This is a genomic window from Terriglobales bacterium (assembly GCA_035651655.1).
In the GTDB taxonomy this organism is placed as follows: domain Bacteria; phylum Acidobacteriota; class Terriglobia; order Terriglobales; family Acidobacteriaceae; genus DASRFG01.
In genome coordinates this window covers 111,000-129,111 of sequence record DASRFG010000026.1, presented here as the reverse complement: position 1 = coordinate 129,111, position 18,112 = coordinate 111,000, and the positions used below count along the sequence as shown (strand labels likewise).

18 protein-coding genes and 1 tRNA gene are annotated in these 18,112 nt (G+C 57.1%); 5 read left to right on the top strand and 14 right to left on the bottom strand.

Features of this window, described 5'->3' with window-relative positions:
- The first annotated feature begins 74 nt into the window (after positions 1–74).
- Positions 75–1,715 carry a CRTAC1 family protein gene (locus VFA76_13570; GenBank protein HZR32868.1) on the top strand — a complete coding sequence of 547 codons (1,641 nt, stop codon included), beginning with the start codon at positions 75–77 and terminating at the stop codon, positions 1,713–1,715.
- A 14-nt stretch (positions 1,716–1,729) separates the two neighbouring features.
- Here the strand turns inward: VFA76_13570 and VFA76_13565 are convergent.
- Positions 1,730–1,805: transfer RNA gene (locus tag VFA76_13565), tRNA-Lys, on the bottom strand.
- 132 nt (positions 1,806–1,937) lie between these two features.
- Between VFA76_13565 and VFA76_13560 the strand changes: the two genes are divergently transcribed.
- The gene (locus VFA76_13560; protein ID HZR32867.1) at positions 1,938–2,732 is read left to right on the top strand and encodes a DUF1080 domain-containing protein; all 795 of its coding nucleotides are present in this window, start codon (positions 1,938–1,940) and stop codon (positions 2,730–2,732) included.
- A 106-nt stretch (positions 2,733–2,838) separates the two neighbouring features.
- On the opposite strand, the gene VFA76_13555 is transcribed toward VFA76_13560, so the two are convergent.
- The 4 genes from VFA76_13555 to VFA76_13540 form a co-directional block, all read right to left on the bottom strand.
- Positions 2,839–3,216, bottom strand: coding sequence for a hypothetical protein (locus tag VFA76_13555; protein HZR32866.1), 378 nt, complete (start codon positions 3,214–3,216; stop codon positions 2,839–2,841).
- A 93-nt stretch (positions 3,217–3,309) separates the two neighbouring features.
- Positions 3,310–4,158 (bottom strand): prohibitin family protein, encoded by an 849-nt coding sequence (locus VFA76_13550; protein ID HZR32865.1) that lies wholly within the window; start codon positions 4,156–4,158, stop codon positions 3,310–3,312.
- A 637-nt stretch (positions 4,159–4,795) separates the two neighbouring features.
- On the bottom strand, positions 4,796–5,536 hold the full coding sequence (locus VFA76_13545; GenBank protein HZR32864.1) for an SUMF1/EgtB/PvdO family nonheme iron enzyme: 741 nt from the start codon (positions 5,534–5,536) through the stop codon (positions 4,796–4,798).
- Positions 5,533–6,984, bottom strand: coding sequence for an aminotransferase class V-fold PLP-dependent enzyme (locus tag VFA76_13540; protein ID HZR32863.1), 1,452 nt, complete (start codon positions 6,982–6,984; stop codon positions 5,533–5,535). The genes VFA76_13545 and VFA76_13540 overlap by 4 nt, the downstream gene beginning before the upstream one ends.
- Before the next feature lie 65 nt (positions 6,985–7,049).
- Here VFA76_13540 and VFA76_13535 point away from each other — a divergent pair, with 65 nt between their 5' ends.
- A complete protein-coding gene (locus VFA76_13535; protein HZR32862.1) occupies positions 7,050–7,766 on the top strand; it encodes a uracil-DNA glycosylase in 717 nt (238 codons plus the stop codon).
- Between the two features lie 2 nt (positions 7,767–7,768).
- Here the strand turns inward: VFA76_13535 and VFA76_13530 are convergent, their stop codons facing one another.
- The 5 genes from VFA76_13530 to VFA76_13510 are packed head-to-tail and all read right to left on the bottom strand — an operon-like array spanning position 7,769 to position 12,432.
- Complete coding sequence (locus tag VFA76_13530) at positions 7,769–9,028, bottom strand: MFS transporter (GenBank protein ID HZR32861.1); 1,260 nt, start codon at positions 9,026–9,028, stop codon at positions 7,769–7,771.
- Between the two features lie 17 nt (positions 9,029–9,045).
- Positions 9,046–9,996 carry a bifunctional riboflavin kinase/FAD synthetase gene (locus tag VFA76_13525; GenBank protein ID HZR32860.1) on the bottom strand — a complete coding sequence of 317 codons (951 nt, stop codon included), beginning with the start codon at positions 9,994–9,996 and terminating at the stop codon, positions 9,046–9,048.
- A 5-nt stretch (positions 9,997–10,001) separates the two neighbouring features.
- Positions 10,002–10,772, bottom strand: a complete 771-nt coding sequence (locus VFA76_13520; GenBank protein ID HZR32859.1) for an MBL fold metallo-hydrolase — start codon at positions 10,770–10,772, stop codon at positions 10,002–10,004.
- Positions 10,769–11,371, bottom strand: a complete 603-nt coding sequence (locus VFA76_13515) for a DUF1844 domain-containing protein (protein ID HZR32858.1) — start codon at positions 11,369–11,371, stop codon at positions 10,769–10,771. Before VFA76_13515 ends, VFA76_13520 begins: the two co-directional genes overlap by 4 nt.
- A 14-nt stretch (positions 11,372–11,385) precedes the next feature.
- A complete protein-coding gene (locus VFA76_13510) occupies positions 11,386–12,432 on the bottom strand; it encodes a folate-binding protein (GenBank protein ID HZR32857.1) in 1,047 nt (348 codons plus the stop codon).
- A 78-nt stretch (positions 12,433–12,510) separates the two neighbouring features.
- Here VFA76_13510 and VFA76_13505 point away from each other — a divergent pair, with 78 nt between their 5' ends.
- Complete coding sequence (locus tag VFA76_13505; GenBank protein HZR32856.1) at positions 12,511–13,590, top strand: 3-isopropylmalate dehydrogenase; 1,080 nt, start codon at positions 12,511–12,513, stop codon at positions 13,588–13,590.
- A gap of 9 nt (positions 13,591–13,599) precedes the next feature.
- On the opposite strand, the gene VFA76_13500 is transcribed toward VFA76_13505, so the two are convergent.
- Both VFA76_13500 and VFA76_13495 read right to left on the bottom strand, forming a co-directional pair.
- Positions 13,600–14,658: an agmatine deiminase family protein gene (locus tag VFA76_13500; protein ID HZR32855.1), complete on the bottom strand. Its 1,059-nt coding sequence runs from the start codon at positions 14,656–14,658 to the stop codon at positions 13,600–13,602.
- Positions 14,659–14,753: 95 nt separating this feature from the next.
- On the bottom strand, positions 14,754–15,677 hold the full coding sequence (locus tag VFA76_13495; protein ID HZR32854.1) for a carbon-nitrogen hydrolase: 924 nt from the start codon (positions 15,675–15,677) through the stop codon (positions 14,754–14,756).
- A 102-nt stretch (positions 15,678–15,779) separates the two neighbouring features.
- On the opposite strand from VFA76_13495, the gene VFA76_13490 reads away from it, so the two are divergent.
- On the top strand, positions 15,780–16,913 hold the full coding sequence (locus VFA76_13490; GenBank protein ID HZR32853.1) for a deoxyhypusine synthase family protein: 1,134 nt from the start codon (positions 15,780–15,782) through the stop codon (positions 16,911–16,913).
- A gap of 11 nt (positions 16,914–16,924) precedes the next feature.
- Here VFA76_13490 and VFA76_13485 read toward each other — a convergent pair whose 3' ends face one another.
- Complete coding sequence (locus VFA76_13485; GenBank protein ID HZR32852.1) at positions 16,925–17,482, bottom strand: arginine decarboxylase, pyruvoyl-dependent; 558 nt, start codon at positions 17,480–17,482, stop codon at positions 16,925–16,927.
- A 161-nt stretch (positions 17,483–17,643) separates the two neighbouring features.
- Positions 17,644–17,982 carry a hypothetical protein gene (locus VFA76_13480; GenBank protein ID HZR32851.1) on the bottom strand — a complete coding sequence of 113 codons (339 nt, stop codon included), beginning with the start codon at positions 17,980–17,982 and terminating at the stop codon, positions 17,644–17,646.
- Between the last annotated feature and the right edge of the window lie 130 nt (positions 17,983–18,112).

Below are 18,112 nucleotides of genomic sequence, written 5' to 3'. Positions count from 1 at the left end.
TGCTCGTATTGTGGCCGTACACCCCATACCTTGCAGCCCAAAATCCCTCACGCCAAATTGTGCAGTTCTCGAATGTGACCAAGGCAGCAGGCATTGAATTCGTTCACTACAAAGGGAAGAACGGGACCTCGACGATCCTGGAAGAGGCTGGACCTGGGCTGTGCGTAGCTGATTTCGATGGGGATGGGTTCCAGGACGTTTATTTTGTAAATGGCCGCGACCTCTACAACCGTGGGGTTTCGGTCCGCAATGCGCTGTATCGAAACAACGGCGACGGAACTTTCACTGACGTGACCGAGAAGGCAGGGGTGCCCGGCACTGCTTATGGTCTGGGCTGTGTGTGGGGAGATTATGACAATGACAGTTTTCCCGACCTCTATGTGACGCAGTACGGGCGCAACATCCTGTACCACAACAACGGCAACGGTACTTTTACCGATGTTACCGAAAAGGCCGGCGTTGCGGGGACGGATTTCGGAACCGTATTCCACACGGGAGCGACATTTTTCGACTACGACCGCGATGGCCTGCTGGACCTATATGTCGGGGGCTACGCCGACTTCGGGCCAAAAAGCAAGCGCCATTGCACTATCGGGAATGGCATTCCTACCAGTTGCCGTCCAGCCGCCTATAGCGGAACTCCCGCAGTTCTCTACCACAATAATGGCGACGGCACCTTCAGCAATGTCACAAGAAAAGCGAAGATGTTTCAGGCGCACGGTTTCAATCTTTCGATCGGAGCGGCTGATTATGACAACGACGGCTGGCCCGACCTGTTCGTGGCCAACGACGGGATTGAAGCGTTCCTTTACCACAATGAACACAACGGGACGTTTACGGAAGTAGGAGCGCCCGCAGGCGTCGCCTTTACGGCGTATGGAAATGCCATGGCCGCAATGTGTATTTCGCTGGGTGATTATGACAATGACGGCAATCTCGATCTTTATATTTCTGATTTCCAGCTTTCTTCCGACCATGTTTGGCACAACGACGGCAAAGGTGTGTTCGACGAGGTCAGCGATCAGGTGGGTATAACCGCACCCACGCACAACGTCCTCAGCTTCGGCGGAGGCTTCTTCGACTACGATAATGACGGTTGGCTCGATCTATTCATCGCGAACGGACACGTATACGAGGAAGTGGAACTCGTCTCCCCTGATATTCGATACAAGCAGATCAACTCTCTGTTTCACAACGAGGGGAATGGCAAATTTATCGAGACGACGAAAACTGCGGGTGAAGGATTTCGCACACCTTATGCCGGACGGGGAGCGGCTTTCGCTGATTTCGACAACGACGGCAATGTCGACGTGATCGTTGCGAACAATGGCGACCCACCCCTGCTGCTGAAGAACAGCGGTAATGGAGCCAATCACTTCATTAACTTTAAGCTCGTTGGCACCAAGAGTAACCGCGATGCGATGGGCGCGCGCATTCGTCTCCGCGCTGGCGGTCTCTCGCAGATTCGCGAAGTTGCGGGCGGCGGGAGTTATCTTTCGCAGAGTGACTTACGCGCGAACTTTGGCCTGGGAAAAGCTACCCAGGCGGAGGTTGTCGAGGTTCTGTGGCCCAGTGGGATGCGGCAGGTCTTTCGTGATCTTCAGGCCGACAAGTTTTATGTCATCCAGGAAGGTTCTGAGCGGTTGAGCGTTCAACGCTTCGCTGCGAACTCAGGAAGTGCCAAATTGCCTCCGCCGGGCTGCCGCGTTCAATGACTCTCAGGAATTAGTGGTGAGCGCGGATGGACTCGAACCATCGACCCATGCCTTAAAAGGGCATTGCTCTACCAACTGAGCTACGCGCCCACTGCGGGCTTGAAGCGATTGAAACAACTCACTCAGTTTACTACACTCGCAGATCGGCTCATCGAGCGGATTCACTCAGCAAAGCTGAGACCGCTGGAGGATTTTGCCCATAGCTGATCTCCGAGGCCTGCTATGAAACAGTTTTTTTGTTTGCTAGGCTTGACGTCTTTCTTGACGTTACAACTCCCAGGTATGCAATCCAGGCAGAGTTCCGCACGCGCGGTTCACGACTGGGCAATACATGACGTGAATCGTCCCCAACCGCCGGTTGTCTCTCCGGGCAGTGGCAGCACTCCAAGTCAGCCCGGGAAAGTGCCGTCAGACGCGACTGTGTTGTTCGACGGCCGAAGTCTGTCTAATTGGGAAGCCGACAGTGGAGGTCCGGCAAGGTGGAAGGTGCAGGATGGATACATGGAGGTGGTAAAAGGCAGCGGAAATATTGTCTCGAAAAATAAATTTGCGGATTGCCAGCTGCATGTGGAGTGGAGGACGCCGGTACCGGCTGTTGGGGAGGGACAGGAACGCGGAAACAGTGGCATCTTCCTCATGGGTAAGTATGAAATTCAGGTTCTGGATTCATACCAGAGTAAGACTTATCCCGATGGTCAAGCCGCGGCGGTGTACGGACAATATCCACCTCTGGTTAACGCTAGCTTGCCGCCTGGGGAGTGGCAGACGTACGACATCATTTTTCGGCGCCCGGTTTTCGATAGCAGTATCAAGCAACTTCGTCGCCCAGCTCGCGTCACGGTCCTACACAACGGCATTCTCGTGCAAGATAATGTCGAACTGACAGGCCCAACTGCTCACGGCGAGCGTCCTGCTTATCAGTTCCACGCTGATCGTCTGCCACTGAGTCTTCAGGACCATGGCAATCCGGTTCGTTACCGGAACATCTGGATCCGCGAGTTGCCGGAAAGTGAATGACGGGTTCAACCCGCTGCCCGGGCGAGCTGCGCTCGCCAGCACAGGCGAGGGCGCCTGTGCCCACGTGAGTCTGCAGGTTTCTTTGGCCGGGTCTCTTTTGTCGAGGCTACGAAGCGCGGTTGATCTCGACAACGCGAAGCAGAAGCTCTTTATCGTGCGAGGAGCCAGCGTGACCACGCGGCACTTTTAGTCCCCAGAAGTCAGACTTTGTTTCGAGCGACTCAATTCCCACTTGTAGCTCGTTGGGGTTAACCTGCTTCGCCCAACTTACGCGGAATTGTGCCGTCAGATTCTCCCGCTGGAGGGTGATAGTGTCCCCGGGCTGCAGGCGAGACCGTATCCCGCCGAGCTTGGCTCCTAATTCGGCGACATCAAGAGTGTGAGCAAACTCCACCAGGGCAGGTGTGCAACCCTTAGCACTCAACCACATGCGCAAGGGTAGCTTTATCTTGGTGCGTTTATGCTTCCGCCGCTCGATTCCCATATGGCAACTGCCACCTACTTGGTTATACGAACCAAAATTCGGCGGGTAAAGTGACCTTTGTAACTTTTGCGTTAAAGAGAGGGACTTTGCTTGTTATTTTTCGCCGCCGAGGATGAGCGGCAGGCCATTCTTTCCGCTCCCGATCACAACCACCTTGGAGTTCGGGCTTCTGGCCAACGCCTCGGTGGCTTCAATACCTTTCCACTCCAGCAATGCGGGGCTGATGCCCTGGGCAACGATTTGCTGAAAGTCGTGAATACCTTGTGCCTCGATGCGCTTTCGCTCGGCTTCCTGTTTCTCACGTTGCAGGCGGAAGCTCATGGCCAATGCTTCCTGCTCCGCCTGCTGCTTTTGCTCGATGGATGCTTTCAATGTCGAGGGTAGCTGTATATCGCGCAACAGAACGTTTTCCACCTCAAATCCGCGAGGATTGAGCTGGTTGAGAAGTTGGGAATAGATCTGGCGCGCCACCTGTTCGCGTTCGCCGGTGTAAAGAGCATTGGCACTATGCGAGGCGGTGGCCTCGCGGATGGCGGCGCGCAGAGTGGGTTCAATAACGATGTCTGAGTACGCCGGCCCGAGCTTCTGGTACACCTCCGCCGCCTTGCCCGGATTCACGTGATAGATGAGCGAGGTATCGAGGTTCATCACCAAGCCTTCGCTGGATGGCACGCTGGCCGATTCTTTGATCTCCTGCGTGCGCACCGACATCTGGTTATTGATCTTGAAGGGATTCACCATGTGTATCCCCTCGGGGAGGATCTCACCGGTGACACGGCCGAAGAGAGTGAGGACACCTACATGGCCGGCGTCTACTTTGGCCACAGACGCGAACAGCAGAATAATGATCAGCAATGCGACAATGCCCGCAGTTGCCAAGCGGGCAAACGGATTGGCCCCAGCTTCTACGATCCTCTCGCGTCCATAACCAAAATTTGCCACAGTTCCTCCCTTACGGTGGGGCTAATGTTGATTCCAGAGTACCGCAAGCGGGAAAGGATTGTGTTTTCTTTTTGTGGAGTGAGGGAGGTGGGTCTTTGGCGGGTCGGCGAGGAGACTGCCCACGCAAATATCGGGTACCCCCCCCCGCGATGTGCGGAGCGGCGGAAAATAGTGGATGGCGAACGTCGTGCTTTAGCTACAACAACCAGCACCAGAGGCAATCTGCCTTAACTCATGGTCTGGACGAGAGAAGGACTTGCAGCAGGTTTTCCAAGTCGTGAACCACGCCAGCGGACGCTCGAAAATTTCGCTCGTCGAGCAGCACGGCGCAGGGCGGATGATTCTTGTCCTCCCGACCATGTGTCCAGGTCCTGCCTGAGGTACTCCACGAAGCGCCCCAGGTATTGAAACTTCGGACCGCAGCCCTTGCGTCTCCACAGCCTGAGCGTGGCTGGCGAATAGCCCAGGTACGCGGCTGCGAATCGAGTGTCCATCATTCCATCGGTGTAGTGCATAACGCCCCCCAGCGGGTTAACTGCGTGCTAATCAGGTGATATCAGCAGCTAGCACTGACACTCTAGTGCGCGAAGCTTAACACAGCCATTACAGCGGAAACAAACAAATGTGGAAGAAATTTCTATCCAGACTGGCGGGTGTGAGTTGCTGTGTCTCTCAGCAGCCGAAATCCGTAGTCCGTGTACCGGAACGCTGGTGGGATGCTCGACCGCGTGTGGCAGCGGGACGCCTTAATGTGGTGTCGCCAAGATCCCCCGCGCGAAGCCTTCCGCGTGCCTTGGTTGGGACCGCACGGATTGCGCTCCGGTGAGACGCGATAATAATCCGCGGCAAACCAGTCCACGCACCACTCATGCACGTTCTCGCAGATATCAAATAGGCCAAATTTGTTCGAAGCATAACGCCCAACCGGCTCGGGGCCGTTTCGCCAGCGCTTTTCATAATCGGGCAGCGACTGCGGCGGCTCATCACCCCACGGAAAAAGCTTTCCATCTATGCCGCCGCGCGCGGCCCGCTCCCATTCCGCTTCGCTTGGCAAGCGATAGTGCTGGCCGCTGATCTCAGACAGCCACTCGCAGTACTCTGCGGCCTCAAACCACGAGACTGCGACCACAGGCTGCTGAGGATGATTGAAGCTAAGATCATTCCAGGAAGGCGGTGGCTGGACGCCGCGAGCGATCAGAAATGCGGCATACTCGGCGTTCGTCACCTGGCACGCAGCCATTTCGAAGGCATCTACCCAAACGCGGTGCACCGGCTTCTCGCAGTCGAGTCCTTGGTTCGAACCCATCTCAAACCAGCCTTCGGGAATCCGCACCAGTTTGGGTGCAATGAAGTTGTGAGCAGCTTCTTTCGGCTTCATCGGGCTGCTGAAACTTTGTTGCCGAGCGAGAGCTCGTTTGCCGCTTCGCTAAGCGCGTGCTGCAGGCTTTGCAGGTGCCGCTCCTCGGTGAGATAACTGATAACCATCACTCGAATTACGCTGTGGCCATTCACTTTGGTCTCAGAAATCCAGCGAGAGCCGTCGCGGGTGACTGCTTCCACCACGGCCAGATTGGCTGCCGCGATCTCATCTTCAGTGCGGCTGCTCGATTTGACCCTGAAATTCACAATAGTGAGCGCAGGATCAACCGTGAGCTCGTACGCAGAAGAGTTCTTGAGCCAGGCAGCAAAGGCGCGGGCCAGGCGCAGCTGGCGATCAATATGTTCCTCATAGGCCTGCCGGCCATGAACCCGCAGCGTGAGCCAGAGCTTCAGAGAATTCATTCGCCGCGACCACTGTGTGCTGATGCGAGAATTGTCGGGCAATTGAGCGCTACGGTCTTTTGGCATGTAGGGGGCAGCCACGCTGAACGCACGAACCAAGATCTCCGGATGCCTGGTAAGCACCACTCCGGCGGCAAACGGCATGGCCAGCCACTTGTGCGGATCAATGGTGAGCGAGTCGCAGACTTCGATTCCACGCACGAGGTCGCGATGCTGGTCTGAGAAGATGGCCACCGCGCCGAACGCGCCATCAACGTGCAACCATAGTTTGTAACGGCGGCAGATCTCGGCTATGGCGACGATGTCGTCCACCGTCCCAGAGTTCGTCGTCCCGGCTGTGGCTATTACGCAGAACGGTTTCTTTCCAGAGGAGATATCCTTCTTGATCGCTGCCTCCAGCTTGGCGGGATCGAGTTGTAGCTTCTCATTCACGTCGATCCGGCGCAGCGCCTTGCGACCGAGGCCGAGCAGGCCGGCAGACTTGTCTAGCGAGTGATGTGCCTCTACCGAGGCGTACAGCACTGGTTGCGCCCCGATAGTGGCGATGCCATCTTCAATGGCACTGGGAAAATGCGCCGCTACAGCCAGCGCCATGCCGCTGAAATTCGCCTCGTTGCCGCCGCTGGTGAAGCTCCCGTCGAACGGGGCAGTCCAGCCAACGCGTTCGCCGATCCAGCGGACGGTCTCCAACTCGATTTTCGAGGCGAGCTGCGAGCGCGCTAACGTAGCCAGCTGCGGATTAAGCGCCGCGACCAGCGCCTCCGCCAGCACCGCCATATAAGTTGGCGTGGGATTCATCAGGCCAAAATAGTTCGCCGCGGGAACGTGAAAGCCTTTATCCGCAAGTTCCCGGCACATTTCGTCGAGGACCGCCGCTGCATCTTCGCCCGTTTCCGGGAGCGGGTTCCCAAGTTGCCCAAACGTGCGCTGTGGCTTGGGCAGCTGGACCGGCCGGTCGGGAAGGGAAGAGAAGTATTGGTCAATGAAATCAATCAACTGGTACCCGAGCTTGCGGCGAGTGTCAGAGTCGAAGGCGAATCCCATGTTGGTATCTTCGCAGAAGAACGATTGCGAGCGGGCCAGCCCCGCTGCAACTTAGAATAGATGTTATGGCATCTGGCCTTGATCTGCTAAATGCTGAGGTGGTGGCCTGCCGGCGCTGTCCTCGGCTTGTTACCTATCGCGAGTTAATTGCGCGCGAGAAGCGCCGCGCCTACCGCGATTGCGAGTACTGGGGCAAGCCCGTCCCCGGGTTTGGCGACCCCAATGCGCGCGTACTGATTCTTGGCCTGGCGCCGGGAGCGCATGGCTCGAACCGTACCGGTCGGCCATTCACAGGAGACTCTTCCGGCAACTTCATGTATCCAGTTCTCCACCGGACAGGATTTGCTAATCAGCCTGATGGGCGGCGGATTGATGACGGTTTGAAGTTGCTGGACGCCTACATTACTGCCGCTTGCCGCTGTGCACCGCCGGCCAACAAGCCGCTTCCCGAGGAGCTGGCCAACTGCGCCCCATTCCTCGACCGCGAACTCGCCTGCCTGAAGAGAGTAAAGGTGGTTGTGGCCCTCGGACGAATCGGGTTCGACACATACCTGAGATACCTAGTGCGGACTGGCGTGGTGAAGAGCAAGGCCGAATTTTTGTTTGCTCACGGTGCCGAATACGCGCTTCCGGATGGAAAAATCCTGGTGACCTCCTATCATCCGTCAAACCAGAACACGCAAACCGGGAAGCTCACAGAGGAGATGTTTACTAAGGTGTTTGAGCGGGTAGCTGCATTGGTCCGCGGTGAAGCGCAACATAAGAAGAGTGTGGCTGTTTAGGTCTATTGCAAGGTTTTTCCTTTGGTTTCCGGCAGCTGCGTTGCCACAAGCATGGCCAACAAGTATGACGCGGCGCACAGAAAAAAAGCCCATCCCAACCCCTTTTGTTGGCCGACACGTCCGATCACAAATGGCGCCACCGAACTGAGAGCACGTGCGCCGTTATAGGTGAATCCGAGAGCGCGAGCGCGCACTTCCGTAGGAAAGATTTCGCTGCCGATTAATCCCGATCCGGAGAACGAACCTGTGCCGAAGAACGCCACCATCGTGCCCAGGAGCATCAGCGCCCACCCTGAGCGTACCACTGCGTAAAGCGGTACCAGAAGAGCAGCAGCCAGCATGTAATACACGAACGCATTGCGGCGTCCGACCCAGTCCGCGACCCAGCCAAAACTGAGATATCCGGGAAACATTCCCAAGAGATTCAAAACCACCAGCAGAGTGGTAGTGCTCATCACCCCGAAGCCGCGGCCGCCCTGCGCGACCGGAAGCGATAGGAAAGATGGAATCCAGGTGAACAGTCCCCACCACCCGAACATGCCAAAAAAATTGACCAGCAACAGGGTCAATGTTGGCTTGGCGAGCGGCGAGGTGAATAAGCGCCCTAAGGATATGTTTGTTGAAGAGCTGGCTTCGGCTGTCCGCGAAGATTCCGCGCGATGCTCCTGCCACATTTCCGACTCGGGAACATCTTTTTGGATCCACAGGGTCAACAATGCGGGAGCGATCCCTACGAAAAAGACGGCCCGCCAGTTGGCTACCCGCAGCATCAGCCCGGAGACGAGGGCGGCCGCGGCATAGCCGATGGCCCACGAACTCTGGACAATGGAGAGCGCCTTCGCGCGAAGCGCAGTTGGCCAGGTCTCGGCGACCAGGGCGGCACCCGTGTTCCACTCTCCGCCCATGCCCAGCCCAAGCACGAAGCGGAAAACCGCCAGCATAAGAATGGATGTGGAGAGTCCAGAGGCGAAAGAACAAACCGAATAAGTAAGAATGCTGGCCATGAGGGCGCGCTTGCGGCCGAGGCGATCGGCAATGAAGCCGAATAGAACGCCGCCCAGGCCTGATGCCAGCAGAGTAAGCGTATTAAGAAGACCGGCTGTGGCTTTGCTCATGCCCAGGTCGCGCATCACATGCGTCAGCACCAGGGCATACAGCATCACGTCAAAGCCATCCAGCATCCAGCCTAGTCCGGCCGCGAGCAAGGTGCGTCGCTGATCGCGCGTGGTGCTCAAAAGACGCAACGGTGCAGTTCCGGCCATGGCGGGCGATTGTATAGCTACTGGGAAGAAAGCTTCTCGAAAAGGTGAAAGTAGCGGCGCGCATGGTGAACGTCATGGGCGATCTGCTGCCGCAGTGCGTCCACCGAGGGGAATTTAATTTCACCGCGCAGGCGTCGTAGAAAATGGATTTCCACCTCGGTCTCCGGCGCGAGTTCCAGCGGATGGAAGTTGAGCAGATGGGACTCGATGGCGAATGAATCGGCGCCGAAAGTTGGACGGTTTCCTACGTTGGTGACGGAATCAAAGCACTCCTCGCCTACTCTGGTTCGCGTGATATACACACCATCCTGCGGGACCAGTTCGTCATAGCGGCTCAGATTAATTGTTGGAACCGTGTACTTCGCGCCGAACCCGCGCCCCCGCCCCGGGGTCGAGAGAATGCTGAATGTATCTCCGAGGAGCTGTCGTGCGCGGCTGATGTCGCCATGCAGAATTAGTTCGCGGATATGGCTGCTGGAGACCTGGTGGCCGCGGATCCGCATCTCGGGATAAACCTTTGTTTCAAACCCCATCCCGCGCCCGAACTCGGCGAGCATGCTCACCGTGCCGGCTGCCTTGTGGCCGAACCTGAAATTAAATCCCTCGTGCACTTCGCGGGCGTGTAGCCGATTTTTCAGGATCTGTTCGGCAAATTCGCGCGGACTGAGGAGTGAAAGATCACGAGTAAAGGGCAACACCAGAGTTGCATCCACACCGGTTGTTTCCAGCAGGCGCAATTTGACCGGTAAAGGCGTGATCAGCGGAGGCGCAGCATCAGGTCGGAGAATCCGTACCGGGTGCGGCTCAAAGGTGACTGCTACAGATTTCGCGTGTATTTGCCGCGCCCGTGTTCCAATCTCGTTGAGCACGTGCCTATGGGCACGATGTACGCCATCGAAGTTTCCGACGCTGACCACACTTCTGCCCAAGTCAGCAGGAATATCCTCGAGGTGGCGAAATATCTTCATCTGTTTCAGATTTCGAACTCAAGCTTCAGGCCGTCATAGGATAACCGCACATTCGCTGGAAGTGAGGCATTGGTCTGCTGGTGTGGGAGATCATGCGAGATATGGGTGAAAAATGCACGCGCTGGCTTCACCCGCTCCACAATGCGCAACGAGTTCTCCACAGTGGAGTGCGTTGGATGAGGTTTGCGGCGCAGCGCGTCCAAGAACAAAATGTCCAGGCCCGCGAGCTGATCGAAAGATTCTTCCGGAATCGTACTGAAGTCGGTGAGATAGGCAGTCGAGCCGAAGCGGTAGCCAAATATCTCGGCGTCACCGTGCAGCACCTTCAAAGGTCGAAAGCAGGCCCCAAACAGCTCGACTGGGCCATCAATGGGTTTGAGCTCCACGCGGGCGAGCCCGCCGTATTTGTAATTGCGGTCAAAAATGTAGCTGAACATCTGGCGCAAAGACTGCGCCACGTCCTCGCGGGCATACAGTGGAATCGGCGATTCGCGGTGAAAGCTGAGCGATCGAAGGTCATCGAGTCCAAGAATATGGTCCGCATGGGAGTGAGTGTAGAGCACTGCGTCAAGCTGTCGAATGTGCTCCCGGATTGCCTGCTGGCGAAAATCCGGAGTGGTGTCAATCAGAACAACATGCCCGTTGTATTCCACCAACACCGATGGACGCGTACGACAATCGTGAGGATCGGACGAAGTGCAAACCCCGCAGTTGCAACCGATGGTAGGAACTCCCATGGAGGTCCCACTTCCCAACACCGTCAGGACCGCCTTCATCGAGGCTTCGGACCGGCACCAGGAGGCGGCGTCTGCGGTCCGCGGGCGAGTGCGTTGGTGACCTCCAAGTAGGCCATGTGCAGCTCGTAGAGTACGTTTTGCATGAACGCTTGCTCGGCTGCGGTCAGATTTCCTTTGGTCTTTTGTTCCAGGATGGAGATGGTGTCAATGGTCTGCCGCGCTCCGATCAGGTCAATTTGTGGCTGAGCGCCTTGTTCTCGTACCAAGCCGAGCTGCAAAAGGGCAGTCATGTAGAGCGACGCCAGGAAACGCTCAAAGGTCATCTCCAGGTCTTGAGCTTTGCGCGACCCCAACTGAGTTTTTAATTGAGCGTCCAAATCGCGAGTGGACTTGCTGTACGCATCGGCTTGAGCTTTCTGCTCCTCCGCGCTAGGAGGGGTTGGGGTCTTGGCTTCAGTTTCGGGTGGAGGAGAAGGAGCGCTGGGCTTGAAGGCTGTTTCAGTGGGAGCGGTTGGCTTCTGCGGCGGTGCGGCTGCGGGCCGGGAAGGCTCTTCTTCAGGAACATCGGGGCGCAGCTCACCCTCAGGCGTGAACAGCCGCCGGTCGGTAACTACGAACTCTTCTTTTTTCTCGGCCATAAACTTGGACCCTATTACGTAAACGGCGGCGGCTGCACCGTAGCCTTGGTCTCACCGGCCGTCAGGAAGGAGCCCAGAGAACCTGCCTCCCGGCGCACGTACCCGAGCGCTACGGGCAATTGTCCGCCAGCTAGTGGCAGCACACCGACGCTGGTGACCTCGCCGACATCTTTCCCGTCCGCCTGGAGCTTCGCGCCAGGAGCCGGCAAGGGACCCTCAATTTTGAGGCCAGTGAACATCCGGTGCACATTACCCCGCGAGCGAATGCGCTCCACGATTTCCTGTCCGATGTAGCAGCCTTTGGTGAAATTCAACGCCCGCTCCTGCTGGGTTTCCTGCGGTAGGTCGCGCTCACGAATATCCTGGCCATATTTTGGAATTCCAGCAGCAATGCGCGCCAACTCGATCGCCTCCGCGCCTACGGGAGTGGCGCCTGCTTTCACTAATGCGTCCCAGGCAGCTGCTGCATGTTCTGGAGTGAGCCAAACTTCGTATCGGACTTTCGGCTCATCGGCGCGAACTAGAGTCAAGCTGCCCTGCTGCCAGCTACTTTCGACCATTTCCAGCGGCTGCAGCTCGGGAACCTGTATTCCGGCTGCTCGAAGCACCTCAGCAGCCTTAGGTCCCTGGACTCCTATGGCGGCGAACTGGTCGGCGACTTCCACCAGTTCAACCTTATCCATGATGATGAACTTTCGCCACAGCGCCAGCAGATTCGGTAACTGAGCGAGATCGGTATCCACCAGAAATTCTTCGCCGTGATTCCAGGCGTAGAAGTCGCCCAGGATCCGTCCCTGCGGATTCAACACGAAGCTGTAAACGCCACGGCCAGCCGCCAGGTCGCGAACGTTGTTGCTCACCATGCCATTAAACCAACGCACGCGATCGCGGCCGCGGATGGCGAGCTTTGCGCGCCAGCACAGATCGCAAACACCAGCGCCCGAGAGCAATGCCGCAAATTCAGTTTTCGAGTCGGAGAAGCGCAACACGGTCTCGGCCCCGCCGTACTGTCCCGAGGCGCCCGCCGCCGTCAGCTTCTCAGTTAGTGCGCTCGCAGCCATACAAACTATTAATTATACTCAAGCGCGTTTCGCTCGAGCCAGACGTTGTGAGCCCACTCATGTAAACTTCTTGGCTTTATGTGTGCTGCCAAGGACTCCTCTTCCAGGAAAAAACGGATTGCTGTGGTGCCGGGCGACGGCATCGGCCAGGAGGTGATCGCCCAGGCAGTTAAGGTGATTGAGGCCAGCCGGGCGCCAATCGAAATGTCCAGCTTTGATTGGAGCGCCGACCGCTACCTCAAAGACGGCACCACCGTTCCGCCGGATGGCTTCACCATGCTGGCCAATGATTTCGAAGCGATCCTGGTGGGGGCTTTCGGCGATCCCCGCGTGCCCACGAACATTCACGCTAAAGAGATCCTGCTGGGTATGCGCTTCAAAATGGACCTGTACGCCAATGTTCGCCCGGTGAAATTGCTCGATGAATCGTTGTGCCCTCTGAAGGGCGTCAAGCCACAGGATGTTAATTTCACCGTGATTCGCGAAAATACGGAAGGAGTTTACGTTGACGTCGGCGGCGTACTCAACCAGGGCACGCCGGAGGAAATCGCAGTTCAGGAAGATATCAATACCCGCCGGGGAGTCGAGCGGATTATTCGGTACGCGTTTGAATATGCGCGCCACCATCCGCGTAAAACAGGTTCGCGCGTAATGATGAGCGACAAGTCCAATGTCATGACCTACGCTCACGGCCTGTGGCAGCGCGTGTTTAAGCAGGTGGCCAGCGAATATGCAGAGATAAAAGCCGAGCACATGTACGTGGACGCGCTGTGTCTGCAGATGGTTCGCGATCCCCGCCAGTTTCACGTAATTGTGACCAACAACATGTTCGGCGACATCATTACTGACCTGGCGGCAGGATTGCAGGGTGGACTAGGCATGGCCGCCAGCGGCAACATCCATCCCGGAAAGACGTCCATGTTCGAGCCAGTGCACGGCTCAGCGCCGCCGATTGCGGGCAAAAACATCGCCAATCCCATCGGCGCGATTTCGACCGCGGCCATGATGCTGAAGCATCTTGGATTGACCGCCGAGGCGGTGAAGATTGATGCCGCAGTCCTGGAATCGGTCCGCCAGAAGAAGACCACGCAGGACGTCGGCGGGACGCTCGGAACTCGCGAGGCTGGCGAGTGGATCGCGAATCGGGTTGCAGGTTAGGAACAGCCGCTAGGCTTTGTTTGTCTGAGCGGCCGCTGGTTGCTGTTGAGTCAAGCAATGGATAGCGCCGAAGCCCCAGATCAAATCCCCGCAGTAGATTCCTACAACGCCGCGATCGGGAAATAGATCAGACAGGATGTTAAGCGCGAGCCGGTCGTTTTTGTCGTTAAAGGTGGGTACCAGGACCAGGTTATCTGCAATATAGAAATTGGCGTAGCTTGCGGGCAGACGACGCCCACGGAAGCTCACCGGCCCGGGCATAGGCAGATCGACGACTTGAAGCCGCTGCCCTCTCTGGTCGGTGCTCGACTTCAGACGCTGCCGATTTTGCTGCAGTGGCGCGTAATTGGGATCACTGGAATTAAGTTCGACGGCTGCAACTACCGTATCAGGAGCCACGAAACGTGCGATGTCGTCCACGTGACCGTGGGTGTCGTCGCCGACGATGCCTCTGCCAAGCCAGATGACCTTTTTGATGCCCAAATACTCGGAGAAAAGTTTTTCCAGTTGCTCACGGCCAACCCCCGGGTTGCGCTGTTGTACCGAACTCAGCAGGCACTCCTCGGTGGTAAGCAAAGTGCCCTGCCCATTCACGTCAATGCTGCCACCTTCGAGCACGATCTGGCGCGGGCCTTCGGCGGCATTCAAGCTGGGTCGAACCTCGGGAACGCGCAGCTGACAGGCAATTCTGGTCGCCACCGTGGCGTCGTTCTGCCAGTCGGAATACTTCGCCCAGGCATTGAAGCGCCAAACTGTAGCCGCGATTCGGTCCTCCGCTGTCTGCTCTCTCACAAAGATCGGTCCATAATCGCGCGTCCATACCCGATCGGTGGCCCAGCGATGGAACCGGACCTTCTCAAGCGATGCGCCGGCCGTCTGCAGCACCTTGCGGGCGTTCTCTTCCACAAGGTTGTTGCCGACAATGATTTCTACCCGCTCGTTGCGTGAAAGATGGCGAACAATCTCAGCGTAGACCCAGGGGATGGGCTGAAATTTTCCCGGCCAGTCAGAGCGATTATGAGGCCAAGCGAGCCAGGTGGCGGCGTGCGGCTCCCATTCAGCCGGCATACGGTATTTGCCTGAAGCGGTTAAGCCCTTGAACTTCGGAGGAGAAGATTTCGAGGAAGAAGACTTCGGGGACGCAGACTTCGTTTTGCGCGGGCTCACGGAAGCGTTGTATCCAGGAAGCGACTGGTGATGGTCGCGTAGCTATCAATTCGCCGGTCGCGCAGAAACGGCCAGTTGCGGCGAACATCTTCTAACTTCCGCAAATCAACCTCGCCGATCAGGATTTCTTCTTTGTCGTGCGAAGCTTCGGCAATGACGGTCCCAAAGGGATCACAGATGAACGAGCCGCCCCAGAACTCAAGGCCGGCGCCGGGAGCCGAGTTGCCGCGAATGTCGCCGGTTTCATGTCCTACACGATTTACTACGGCCACATAGACGCCGTTGGCGATCGCGTGCGCTCGCTGGATGGTACGCCACGCATCATGTTGCGCGGCACCGTATTCTTCCTTTTCCGCGGGATGCCAGCCAATTGCTGTCGGATAAAACAGAACGTTCGCACCCTGCAGCGCGGTGAGCCGCGCGCCTTCGGGAAACCACTGGTCCCAACACACCAGTGCTCCGACCTTTCCGGCTTCGGTATCGAAAGCTCGAAAGCCGAGATCGCCGGGGGTAAAGTAGAACTTTTCGTAATAGAGAGGATCGTCGGGGATGTGCATCTTGCGATAAATGCCGCGCATGGCCCCGTCGGCATCGAAGACCACTGCAGTGTTGTGGTAAATACCAGACGCCCGCTTTTCGAAAAGTGAAGCAATCAGCACCACTTTTTGCTGGCGCGCCACTTGCGAAAGCCGTGTGCTACTGGGCCCAGGAATGGGCTCTGCAAGGTCGAACAGGCTGGCGTCTTCCCGTTGGCAAAAGTATTGAGTGCTGAATAATTCGGGCAGGCAGACCACGCGCGCCCCTCGCCCGGCGGCATCGCGTATGCGGTCCATGGCGCGCTCCAGGTTCTCCTCGGGATTGAGTGTGCAGGACATCTGCACCAATCCGACTTTAAAAGTTTGCGGCGCACCAGCAGACATGGCCTTAGCATAACAAAGAGGAGCGTTGCGGCGGTTGACGACGCAGCTACAAAGAGATACTTTGCTGTTTCCTGCGAACTGCGCGGTTAAGGAGGTGAACCGGTGAAGCGCGACAACCATCATCACGGAGAAGGAAGCGAGCGCAAGCTCCACGATCCGATCAAGGACAAACTCATTCCGCTGGAACCGCTCGATCTTTCACGTGCCCACACCATTGACGAGTTGCTGCGCGCGATGTCGCGAACCGCCTTCACCGGTCGTCAATTGGGCGAGGCCGCCGACGTTCTGGAAGCCATGGCGCGCGACAAAGATTGCTTTGTGGTGATGACCCTGGCTGGCGCCATGACGGTTGCTAAACAAGGTCTGATCATTACCGAGTTGATTGATCGGGGAATCGTGAATGCGCTGGTTTCCACTGGTGCGCTGATGGCGCACGGGTTGGTTGAAGCTACAGGCCGCGCCCATTTCCGTGTTAATCCCAATGTGAGCGACGAAGATCTTTACCAGGCTGGCTATAACCGCGTCTACGACACTATTGAGCCCGAGCAGAACCTCGACGATGTGGAGCGCGTGGTGTTTGAGGTGCTTCAGGGCTGGGATCCGAAGGAGGTTGCGTGCTCCTGGAAGTTGAACCGGGCCATTGGCCGCTACCTGAATCAACATGTTGAGGAGCGCGGCATTCTCAAGGCAGCTTATGAGAAAGATGTTCCTGTATTCGTCCCGGCATTCACCGATTCCGAACTCGGACTCGACTTTGCGTTGCATAACCGGTTACGCGCCAGGGAAGGGAAGCCCAACCTGAGGTTTGATCCCTTTGAAGATCTTGAGCACTTCGCGGCGACGCTGCTCAAGCAAAAGCGCCTGGGAATCTTCACCATCGGCGGCGGAGTACCCAGAAACTGGGCCCAGCAGTTCGGGCCGTTTATCGAGCTAAGGCATCGCCGCGCGGGCGAGCAGGTGCCCCTAAAGCGCTATCACTACGGGGTCAGGATATGCCCCGAGCCGGTGTACTGGGGAGGCCTCTCCGGCAGCCCCTACAGTGAGGCCGTTTCCTGGGGCAAGTTCGTACCCCCCTCCGAGGGCGGGAGATTTGGCGAAGTGTTCGTGGACGCGACCGTAGGTTTGCCTCTACTGGTGGCTGCCGTTCTGGAGCGCTTGGACAAAGATCCTGTGGAGGTGCAGGAAGCTACCTCAAACCGAAAAACAGGGAATAAGAAGGCACTCAGCCGAAGCTAGTCCCAGCCGAGCTAGTCAATAATAAGCATCGCGGCGGCGATCACTGTTGTCCACAGACCGCGTTTGTCGCCCACTGCGGACTGCGTAATGTTGGCGGTGCGGACGATCTTGTTGGAGATCCGGTAAATCTCCTTTTTCTCATCCCAGGAGCGGTCGGGATCGAACTCCACGTTCAGCGTCGTGGCCAGCATTTCAGCGGCTAGCTCTTCGGCATAATCGCCCGCAGCTTCTTCTTTTTCACCGAAAGAATGGTGTTCGCTCAAGTATCCGTAGGTGTTGCGGTCCGCAGGAATCGCCACTCCGATGCTCGCCGCCATCAGGCGATGGGGTTCGCGGGTTGAATTCTCCGCCACCACCGCAAATACCACCTCGCCATGACGCAGGTACTTCAGTCCTTGAGAGCGCGAAACCAGCTTGCAGTTGGGTGGGAAAATGGAGGAGACGCGGACAAGATTTTGGGAGGCGATGCCGGCATCACGGAGCGAAAGCTCGAAAGAGGTTAGCCGTTCCCGATGTTTCCCCACTCCCTTGGTGAAGAAAATTCTCTTGGGAACCATGCTCAGTGGCAATTCGCGAGTCCTCCGACCAGCGCAGGGATAAAAGCGATTTCAATCTAACATAGCGCCCTAAGTATGTGTATGAATTTAGGGAAAAATTTGACACAAATGGGAACGGCGGAAACCTACTGGCCCCCGCCCTCGACAGCTTGCAGACATTCGCGATCCAATCCTCAGAGCGCTTTAACCGAGGTGACTTCGACCGTGTCGCCCTTAACCGCGCCGGTTACCTTTACTTTTTGGTTCGCCAGCTTTCCGAGCTCGTCGCTGTGTCCCTCAAGGGTGTAGACCTTATCGCCCACTACCAGCGCGTACTTCGATCCTTGCTTCACGCAGGCGCGGAGGCAGTCGGCCTCTTTTCCTTCCATCATGTGTTTGGCTCCGCACATGGAATCGCTGACCACCCCAGTCAGGCTTTGCTTGCCGTTTTCTTTGTTTGGGGGCTCCGCCGCCACGAGTGTACTGAGCACAACCAGGGTTGCGAATAAGCTAAAAAGTTTGCAAGATTTCATCCGTATCTCCCGATAGTTCTGGATTGACCGCTGCCTCTAAAAGATAGCGAACTCTGCCAACGGTGTCATCAGTAGAGAGTAGCGGGCCTGAAAATGGTTTCACGATTTCAGCTACAATGAGATTCCGCTG

Excerpts from the sequence above, each read along its gene's own strand:
- VFA76_13530 (HZR32861.1), bottom strand. The coding sequence starts at position 9,028 with ATGGCCGGAACTGCACCGTTGCGTCTTTTGAGCACCACGCGCGATCAG.
- VFA76_13505 (HZR32856.1), top strand. The coding sequence starts at position 12,511 with ATGTGTGCTGCCAAGGACTCCTCTTCCAGGAAAAAACGGATTGCTGTG.
- VFA76_13515 (HZR32858.1), bottom strand. The coding sequence starts at position 11,371 with ATGGCCGAGAAAAAAGAAGAGTTCGTAGTTACCGACCGGCGGCTGTTC.
- VFA76_13520 (HZR32859.1), bottom strand. The coding sequence starts at position 10,772 with ATGAAGGCGGTCCTGACGGTGTTGGGAAGTGGGACCTCCATGGGAGTT.
- VFA76_13480 (HZR32851.1), bottom strand. The coding sequence starts at position 17,982 with ATGAAATCTTGCAAACTTTTTAGCTTATTCGCAACCCTGGTTGTGCTC.
- VFA76_13510 (HZR32857.1), bottom strand. The coding sequence starts at position 12,432 with ATGGCTGCGAGCGCACTAACTGAGAAGCTGACGGCGGCGGGCGCCTCG.
- VFA76_13495 (HZR32854.1), bottom strand. The coding sequence starts at position 15,677 with ATGTCTGCTGGTGCGCCGCAAACTTTTAAAGTCGGATTGGTGCAGATG.
- VFA76_13555 (HZR32866.1), bottom strand. The coding sequence starts at position 3,216 with ATGGGAATCGAGCGGCGGAAGCATAAACGCACCAAGATAAAGCTACCC.
- VFA76_13500 (HZR32855.1), bottom strand. The coding sequence starts at position 14,658 with ATGCCGGCTGAATGGGAGCCGCACGCCGCCACCTGGCTCGCTTGGCCT.
- VFA76_13560 (HZR32867.1), top strand. The coding sequence starts at position 1,938 with ATGAAACAGTTTTTTTGTTTGCTAGGCTTGACGTCTTTCTTGACGTTA.
- VFA76_13535 (HZR32862.1), top strand. The coding sequence starts at position 7,050 with ATGGCATCTGGCCTTGATCTGCTAAATGCTGAGGTGGTGGCCTGCCGG.
- VFA76_13525 (HZR32860.1), bottom strand. The coding sequence starts at position 9,996 with ATGAAGATATTTCGCCACCTCGAGGATATTCCTGCTGACTTGGGCAGA.
- VFA76_13545 (HZR32864.1), bottom strand. The coding sequence starts at position 5,536 with ATGAAGCCGAAAGAAGCTGCTCACAACTTCATTGCACCCAAACTGGTG.
- VFA76_13540 (HZR32863.1), bottom strand. The coding sequence starts at position 6,984 with ATGGGATTCGCCTTCGACTCTGACACTCGCCGCAAGCTCGGGTACCAG.